Source organism: Streptomyces sp., from assembly GCF_035563135.1.
Lineage (GTDB): Bacteria > Actinomycetota > Actinomycetes > Streptomycetales > Streptomycetaceae > Streptomyces.
On the sequence record NZ_DATMVN010000232.1, the window covers coordinates 1 to 7,854 of the forward strand.

Consider the following 7,854-nt stretch of genomic DNA (forward strand, 5'->3'; position numbering starts at 1 on the left):
GGCCGCCATGACGATCGCGGCCGGTCCGAGCAGGATGTTCATGACCAGGAGACCGAGCAGTCCGGACACGAACGAGGCGACGGCCAGCCCGTCGGCCTCCCGTGGGACGGAGGCGGCTCCCGGCTCGGTGCGTGTGCGGTATGCGGCGCGTGTGCGGTATGCGGCGTGTGTGCGGTGTGCGGTGCGTGCGAAGTCCGGCGTCATGGTGCGGCTCCTTCGTCAGTGGGTGCGGCGGGCGTGGCGCTCACGGGCGCCGAAGACCGCCAGCCAGAGACCGATCACGGCCGCGGCGGTCAGGGCCACGGGGAGCGGGAGATGCGCGACCGCTCCGAGGACGACCCCCAGCAGGAGCAGGGCGGCGACGAGCACGAACATGTCCGGCCTTTCTGCGAGTTTTGAGAGTACGATTGTTCACTGACTCCTGAGTCCAGGTTCTTGTACCCCTTCCTGGACTCGGCGAACGGTTGTTTACTGAATGGCATGAGTCACACCGTCGGAGTACGCCAGGCCCAGAAGCTGAAGACCCGCCAGGCGCTGCTGGACGCGGCACTGGAGCTGCTGGAGCACCAGAGCCTGAGCAGCCTGGGTCTGCGTGAGGTGACGCGGGCCGTGGGCGTGACCCCGACCGCCTTCTACCGCCACTTCGACAGCACGGCGGCCCTGGGCGTCGCCCTCGTCGAGGAGGCCCTGGGGAGCCTGCACGGCATGATCGGGGCGATCCTCGCCGACACGGGGGACAGCGAGGAGCGGCTCGATCGCAGCGTCGGCCTGATAGCCCGCCACGTCGCGGCGCAGCCCGCGCACTTCCGCTTCATCGCCCGCGAGCAGCACGGCGGCGTCGGGCAGGTCCGGGCGGCCGTCGCGGCCCAGTTGCGCGGTTTCGCCGAAGAGGTCGCCCAGGCCCTCGGCACGGAGCCCGAATCGGCGGGCTGGAACCAGGAGGACCTCCTGATGCTGGGCGGCCTGTACGTCGACCACATGGTGCTCACCGCCTCGGCGCTGCTGGACGCCGGCCCTCAGGGCGAGGAGGAGGCCGTCCGGGTGGCACGGCGCCGGCTGCGGCTGGTCACACTGGGCCGGGCCCACTGGCTGGACGAACCGTGAGGACACCTGGATCCCCGTCGCCCGTGGCCACGAGCTCGCCCGGCTGGTCCCGGGCGCCGAGCTGCGGCTGACCGAGGGGCCGGGCATCTCGCCCAGGAGGACGCACCCGCCGAGTTCACCGCGGCCCTCACCCGTTTCCTGCGTACGGCTCCGTGAGCGCGGCCTCGGCGAGGGCGCGGCGCGCTCCGTGAGCCCGGCCGGACGTCACCGCACCGCCACGGCGGCCGGCTCAGTCGCGCGGTGCGCGGGCCAGCTGGCGGGACTGCGCGACGAGGCGGTCGGCACTGTCCCAGACCTCCGCGTCCTCCTCCAGGAAACCGCCCGCGAGGTTGCGGGTGGTGATGGAGACACGCAGCGGCCCGGGGGCGGGGCGGCAGCGGATGTGCGCGGTGAGCTCGATGGTGGGCGTCCAGCCCTTCAGCCCCAGCTCGAAGGAGGTCGGAGGCAGTGCGTCCACGGTGAGCAGCAGCGAGAGGGGGTCCGCGTCGCGGCCGTCCGCGAGGCCGAACCAGCCCCGCATCTCACCCTTGCCCGACGGTGCGCCGACGGCCCAGCCGACCGTCGCCGGGTCCAGCTTGACGTCGAGCCGTTCGGTGATGGCGGAGCTGCCGGGGATCGGCGCCGTCCCGTCGCTCGTTCCGAGGCAGCGCTCCAGGGGCGGGATGGCCGGCGGTTCGGCCGACGTGCGGATGTCGCCGGTCAGCCCGTCCAGTTCGCCGTAGGTGGCCAGCACCCGGAGGCGTTCGACCTCCGTGCCGTCCTCCGCGAACTGGAAGAGCGAGGCCTCACCGGTGGAGAGCGTGCGGCCAGTGCGGACGACCTGGGTGCGGATCACGGCCGGCCCGGGGATGGAGGCCGTGAGGTAGTGCGCGGAGACCGAGAAGGGGTCGGGGTGCGGGAGCGCCTCGCCGAGCGCGCGGCCGAGCATGGCGAGCAGATAGCCGCCGTTGACCGCGTGGATGATCGTCCAGCCCGCGGAGAGCTCCGCGTCGTAGACGCCCTCTTCCCTGAGGGTGACGGCGGTGTCGCGGTCGAACTCGCTGTCACCGATGGTCGCCCGCGCCGCGCGCGACTCCTGTACTGCTGCCTGTGCCATGGCATGCACGGTACACCGACCCCATTACTGAGCGGTAGCTTTTTGCCTGTGCCGGCTGACTGCCCTCAGATGACCGCCGGGGCCTCCTCCGCCGTGGCCGAGCGCCTGTTGTAGGCGCGCGGGGCCCGCCAGTGGAAGCGCATGGCGAACAGCCGCAGGACGAACGCGGTGATCGCGGCGGCACCGCTCGTGTAGGCGTTGAGGGCCTCGAAACGGATGCAGAGGACCACCATGACCGCGCCGACGATCGCGGGCACGGCGTACAGATCGCGGTCCCAGCGCAGCAGTGAGGGCACTTCGTTGGCCAGGACGTCGCGCAGCACACCGCCGCCCACCGCGGTGGCCAGCCCGAGGGCCGCGGACGAGGTGAGGCCGAGGCCGTATTCGTACGCCTTGATCGTGCCGGATACGCAGAAGAGCCCCAGCCCCGCCGCGTCGAAGACATTGACGCCGGCCTGGATCCGCTCCACGTGCGGGTGCAGGAAGAAGACCAGGCCGGCGGCGATCAGCGGGGTCACGAAGTAGCCGAGGTCCGTGAAGGCCGCCGGAGGGACCGCGCCGATCATCACGTCACGGAAGATCCCTCCGCCCAGTGCTGTCACCTCGGCGAGGACCGCGATGCCGAAGACATCGAAGTTCTTGCGTACGGCGAGCAGGGCGCCCGAGATCGCGAAGACGAAGATCCCGACGATGTCGAGCGCATGCTGGACGGAGGGGGTGAAGAGTTCGTTGAGCACCGGGCAATTGTGCCGGTACTACTCCTTCGGCTCGCCCTCCGCACCCGTGGACGGTGCGGCTGCCCCCTTGCCGTCCCCGTCGGCGGGCTCGGCGGGCTCGGCGGCCTTCGTCGGCCCCTGCGCCGTCGCGGACCCGGTGACCTTCGCCGGTCCCTGCTCCGTCACGGACTCGGCGGCCTTCTCGGACACCTCCGCAGCCGCGGACTCGGCGGCCTTCTCGGACACCTCCGCAGCCGCGGGCCCGGGAGCCGCCTCCGCCTTCGCCGCCGCGGCCGGCTCAGCGGCGCCCGCCGGCTTCACCGTGATCACGTCCGCGACGAGCGGCGCGTCCCCCGGCGCCTGGTCCTCGCCGTTCTCCGGGTGGTGGCACGCCACCTGGTGCCCGGTCTTCAGCTGGAGCAGCGGCGGCTCGGTGGTCCCGCAGATCTGCGTCGCCTTCCAGCACCGGGTGTGGAAGCGGCAGCCGCTCGGCGGTGAGATCGGCGACGGCACGTCGCCCTTGAGCAGGATGCGGTCGCTCTTCGTACCGCGCCGGCGCGGGTCCGGCACCGGCACCGCGGACATCAGCGCGTTGGTGTACGGGTGCATCGGCGCCTCGTACAGCGACGTACGGTCCGCGAGCTCAACGATCTTGCCGAGGTACATCACCGCGATCCGGTCCGAGACATGGCGGATGACCGACAGGTCGTGCGCGATGATCATGTACGTGAGGCCGAGCTCGTCCTGGAGGTCGTCCAGCAGGTTCACCACCTGCGCCTGGATCGACACGTCCAGCGCCGAGACGGGCTCGTCCGCGACGACCAGCTTCGGCTTCAGGGCGAGCGCCCGGGCGATGCCGATGCGCTGGCGCTGACCGCCGGAGAACTCGTGCGGGTAGCGGTTGTAGTGCTCGGGGTTGAGCCCCACCATCTCCAGCAGCCGCTGGACCTCCGCCTTCACACCGTCCTCGGGCTTGACGCCCTGGAGCCGGAAGGGGGTTCCGACGATCCCGCCGACCGTGTGCCGCGGGTTCAGCGAGCCGTACGGGTCCTGGAAGATCATCTGGATGTCGCGGCGCATCGGCCGCAGCCGCCCCGCGGACATGTGCGTGATGTCGCGGCCCTGGAATTCGATCGTGCCGCCGGTCGGCTCCAGCAGCCTGGTCACCAGTCGGCCCATGGTCGACTTGCCGCAGCCCGACTCGCCGACGACGCCCAGGGTCTCCCCGGGACGCACGTCGAAGGTGAGTCCGTCCACGGCCTGGACCGCGCCGACCTTGCGCTTGAGCACGCCCTTGGTGATCGGGAAGTGCTTGACCAGGCCGTCGACCTTGAGGAGCGGCTCGGAACCGGATCCGTCCGACCCGGCCGCGGCGGGCGCGGGAGTCTTCTTGTTCAGATCAGTCACAGCTTCGGCGCAATCTCTTCGGTCCAGATCCGGTCGCGCTGCTCACGCGACATGTGGCACGCGGAGTGGTGCCCGTCGCTGACCTGCTGCAGCTCCGGGCGCTCGGTGCGGGTGATGTTGTCCGGGGGGACGTCGGCGTACGGGCAGCGCGGGTGGAAGGCGCAGCCCGAGGGGACGTTGATGAGGCTGGGCGGCGACCCCTTGACGGGGATGAGCCGCTCGGTCTGCTCCCGGTCGATGCGCGGCATCGAGCCGAGCAGACCCCACGTGTAGGGGTGCTGGGGCTCGTAGAACACCTTTTCGGCGCTGCCGCGCTCGATGCAGCGTCCCGCGTACATCACGAGCAGGTTGTCCGCGATCTCGGCGACGACGCCGAGGTCGTGGGTGATCATGACGACCGCGGAGCCGAACTCCTTCTGCAGGTCACGGATGAGGTCGAGGATCTGCGCCTGGACCGTCACGTCGAGGGCGGTCGTCGGCTCGTCGGCGATGAGCAGCTGCGGGTTGTTCACCAGGGCCATCGCGATCATCGCGCGCTGGCGCATACCGCCGGAGAACTGGTGCGGGTAGTCCTCGTACCGGCGGTGCGGCTCGGGGATCCCCACGCGGTCGAGCATCTCGATCGCGCGCTTCTTCGCGGCCTTCTTGTCGACCTTGTTGTGGACCCGGTGGGCCTCCACGATCTGCGCGCCGATGCTGTAGTACGGGTGCAGGGCGGACAGCGGGTCCTGGAAGATCATGGCCATCTTCTGGCCGCGCAGGGCTCGTACGCGCTCGGGGCCGGCGCCGATCAGCTCCTCGCCGTCGAGCCAGATCTCACCGCCGATCCGGGCCCGCTCCGAGGTGTGCAGGCCCATGATCCCCAGCGAGGTCACGGACTTGCCGGAGCCGGACTCGCCGACGATGCCGAGGGTCTGGCCGGCCTTCAGGTCGAAGCTGACGCCGTCGACGGACTTGACCAGGCCGTCGTCGGTGTCGAAGTGGACGCTGAGGTTGCGTACGGAGAGGAATTCCCTGCCGTCGCCGGAGCGCGGGGCCGGGACGGCGTCCGCCGCCGGGGAGTCCTTCTTGATTGCGTCGCTCATGAGAGCCTCACCCGGGGGTCGATCGCGGCGTACACGAGGTCCACCAGCAGGTTGCAGATGACGATGAAGAAGGCGGCGACCAGGGTCACGCCCATCACCTTGGGCAGGTCGGCGGTGGTCACGCCCTGGATGGCGAAGGCACCCAGCCCCTGGAAGGAGAAGACCCGTTCGGTGATGACCGCGCCGCCGAGCAGCAGCGCGAAGTCCATGCCGAAGATGGTGACGAGCGGGGTGAGCGCCGAGCGCAGCCCGTGCTTGACGACCACCTTGCGCTCCCTGAGGCCCTTGGCCCGGGCGGTTCTGATGTAGTCCTCGCCCATCGTCTCCAGCATCCCGGCCCGGGTGAGCCGGGCGTACAGCGCGGAGTACAGCAGGGCGAGCGTGCACCAGGGCAGGACCAGGCTGCCCGCCCACTCGATCGGACTGTCGGCGAACGGTACGTACTCCCCGTTGCCGAACAGCGCCAGCACGACGAGGCCGGTGAAGAACATCGGCAGCGAGACACCGGCGAGAGCGACGCCCATGGAGAGGCGGTCGAAGAACGAGCCCCGCTTCAGTGCGGAGAGGACGCCGATCGCGACACCGGAGACGACCCAGATGACCGCGGCACCGACGGCCAGCGACAGCGTGACCGGGACACGGTCGACGAGCTGCGGCCAGATCTCGGTGTGGGTCTTGAAGGAGTAACCGAAGCAGGGGGCGTTGCAGGTGACGGGGTCGGGGCCGAACTGGTAGTCGGCGCCGACGACGATGCCCTTGACGAATTCCCAGTACTGGACGTAAAGGGGCTGGTCGAGCCCCAGGTTCTTCTTGACCGCGGCGATGACGTCCGGGTCGGGGCTCTTCCCGACGTACTGGGCGGCCATCGAGTCGAGGGTCTGCCCGCCGAGGCGGGGCACCAGGAAGAAGATCGCGAACGTGACTGCGCTGACCACCAGCAGCAGCAACACCGCGGCGAATACGCGTCGGATGATGTACGCAGCCACAGCCGTGCGGCGCCGGGCGGGCGGACGGGGTAAGCCCGCCGGCCCGGCGCCTTCACCTGCCTTTCAAGGGATGCTGTCGATGAACAGGTGTTACTTGGCGGACGTCATCAGCACGTAGTCGTACATGCCGAGGTAGGCGTCCGTGACCGTGACGTTCGCCGCGGAGTCCGGACGGTAGAGCAGGTTCTTGCGGTAGACGAGCGGCACGAGGGAGGCGTTCTCCATGACCTTCTGGTCGACCTCGCCCCACGCGGCGTTACGAGCGGTGGTGTCCACCGTGCCGATGCCCTTGATGAGGGCATCGTTGATGCCCTTGTCGTTGAGCTCCATCAGGTTCGTGCCGCCGGACGGCTTGATGGCCGAGCCGTTCACGATCTGGTCCAGGAAGCCGAAGCCGGTCGGCCAGTCGGCACCCCACTGCATCATCATCATGCCCGCGTTGTTCTTGTGGACCCACGCGGGGACACCCGCGAAGTCCGTGAAGTACTTGTCGGACGGGAACTGCTTGATCTCGGCGGTGATGCCGATCGCCTTCAGGCTGCCCTGGAGCTGCGTGGCGGCGGTGATCTCGTCAGGCCGGTCGGAGCGCGCCGTCAGCGTGGTCTTGAAGCCCTTGGGCTGACCGCACTTGGTCAGGTGCTCCTTCGCCTTGGCGATGTCGCCCTTGCTGCCCTTGGTCGGGTACAGGTCGAACTTCTTGTAACCGGCGACGGTCGGCGGGATGACCGTGCTGGCCGGGTCGCCCTTGACCGAGCCACCGATCGAGTCGATCAGGCTCTGCTTGTCGACGGCGTACTGAACGGCCTTGCGGCACTCGATGTTGTCGAACGGCTTCACGTTGACGTTCAGCGCCATGTACTGCAGGGCGCCGGCGTACGGGTTGTCCGTCTTCGCCTTCTCGGCGGCCTTGGCCAGGACCTTGGGCTGGGTCTTGGACTGCAGACCCGTGCCCGCGACGTCAGCGGTGCTCACGTCGTTGAGCAGGTGGTCGTCGACCGTGGTGGGGTTGACGTTGAGCTTCAGCTCGATCTTGTCCGGCAGTGCCTTGCGGATCGGGTCCGTCTTCGGGTCCCACTGCGGGTTGCGGACGAGCGTCGCACCCTTGCTCTCGTCGTACGCCGAGAACTTGTACGGGCCGGAGGAGACCATCTTCTGGACGTAGCTGGCGCCCGTGTCGGCCTTCTGCGGGACCGGAGCGGTCTGCGAGAAGGCGGCCAGGTAGTCCATGTCCGCGAACGGCTTGTTCAGCTTGAAGACGATGGTGTAGTCGTCCGGGGTCTCGATGGACTTGAGGCCGGCGGCCGACTTGTCCTTGTACGGACCCTTGTACTTGTCGCCGCCCTCGAGGTACGCCTTGAAGTACGTCGGGCCGTTGGACAGGGCCTCCGGCGCGAAGTTGGAGCGCTCGACGGCGTACTTGACGTCCTTCGAGGTGATCTCGGTGCCGTCCTCGAACTTGA

The 7,854-nt window shown here is 69.3% G+C and carries 8 protein-coding genes and 2 pseudogenes; 2 read left to right on the top strand and 8 right to left on the bottom strand.

The features are described from left to right. Both VN520_RS10200 and VN520_RS10205 read right to left on the bottom strand, forming a co-directional pair. A pseudogene (locus VN520_RS10200) lies at nucleotides 1-204 on the bottom strand (DUF4190 domain-containing protein); the annotation flags it as partial. A gap of 15 nt (nucleotides 205-219) precedes the next feature. Then, nucleotides 220-375 carry a hypothetical protein gene (locus tag VN520_RS10205; protein WP_325746546.1) on the bottom strand — a complete coding sequence of 52 codons (156 nt, stop codon included), beginning with the start codon at nucleotides 373-375 and terminating at the stop codon, nucleotides 220-222. 105 nt (nucleotides 376-480) lie between these two features. Between VN520_RS10205 and VN520_RS10210 the strand changes: the two genes are divergently transcribed. Then, on the top strand, nucleotides 481-1,104 hold the full coding sequence (locus tag VN520_RS10210; RefSeq protein ID WP_325746547.1) for a TetR family transcriptional regulator: 624 nt from the start codon (nucleotides 481-483) through the stop codon (nucleotides 1,102-1,104). Next, nucleotides 1,103-1,260: pseudogene (locus VN520_RS10215) on the top strand (alpha/beta fold hydrolase); the annotation flags it as partial. The gene VN520_RS10210 and the pseudogene VN520_RS10215, both read left to right, overlap by 2 nt. Nucleotides 1,261-1,333: 73 nt before the next feature. Here VN520_RS10215 and VN520_RS10220 read toward each other — a convergent pair. The 6 genes from VN520_RS10220 to VN520_RS10245 all read right to left on the bottom strand — a co-directional run. Next, entirely contained in the window at nucleotides 1,334-2,200 is an 867-nt protein-coding gene (locus VN520_RS10220) for a thioesterase family protein (RefSeq protein WP_325746548.1), read from the bottom strand. A gap of 65 nt (nucleotides 2,201-2,265) precedes the next feature. Continuing rightward, nucleotides 2,266-2,937 (bottom strand): trimeric intracellular cation channel family protein, encoded by a 672-nt coding sequence (locus VN520_RS10225; RefSeq protein WP_325746549.1) that lies wholly within the window; start codon nucleotides 2,935-2,937, stop codon nucleotides 2,266-2,268. A gap of 18 nt (nucleotides 2,938-2,955) precedes the next feature. Further along, a complete protein-coding gene (locus tag VN520_RS10230) occupies nucleotides 2,956-4,323 on the bottom strand; it encodes a dipeptide ABC transporter ATP-binding protein (RefSeq protein WP_325746550.1) in 1,368 nt (455 codons plus the stop codon). Further along, on the bottom strand, nucleotides 4,320-5,408 hold the full coding sequence (locus VN520_RS10235) for an ABC transporter ATP-binding protein (protein WP_325746551.1): 1,089 nt from the start codon (nucleotides 5,406-5,408) through the stop codon (nucleotides 4,320-4,322). Before VN520_RS10235 ends, VN520_RS10230 begins: the two co-directional genes overlap by 4 nt. After that, nucleotides 5,405-6,394: an ABC transporter permease gene (locus VN520_RS10240; RefSeq protein ID WP_325746552.1), complete on the bottom strand. Its 990-nt coding sequence runs from the start codon at nucleotides 6,392-6,394 to the stop codon at nucleotides 5,405-5,407. The genes VN520_RS10235 and VN520_RS10240 overlap by 4 nt, the downstream gene beginning before the upstream one ends. A gap of 90 nt (nucleotides 6,395-6,484) precedes the next feature. Continuing rightward, the coding region (locus VN520_RS10245) for an ABC transporter substrate-binding protein (RefSeq protein ID WP_325746553.1) at nucleotides 6,485-7,854 on the bottom strand (1,370 nt) is incomplete at its 5' end.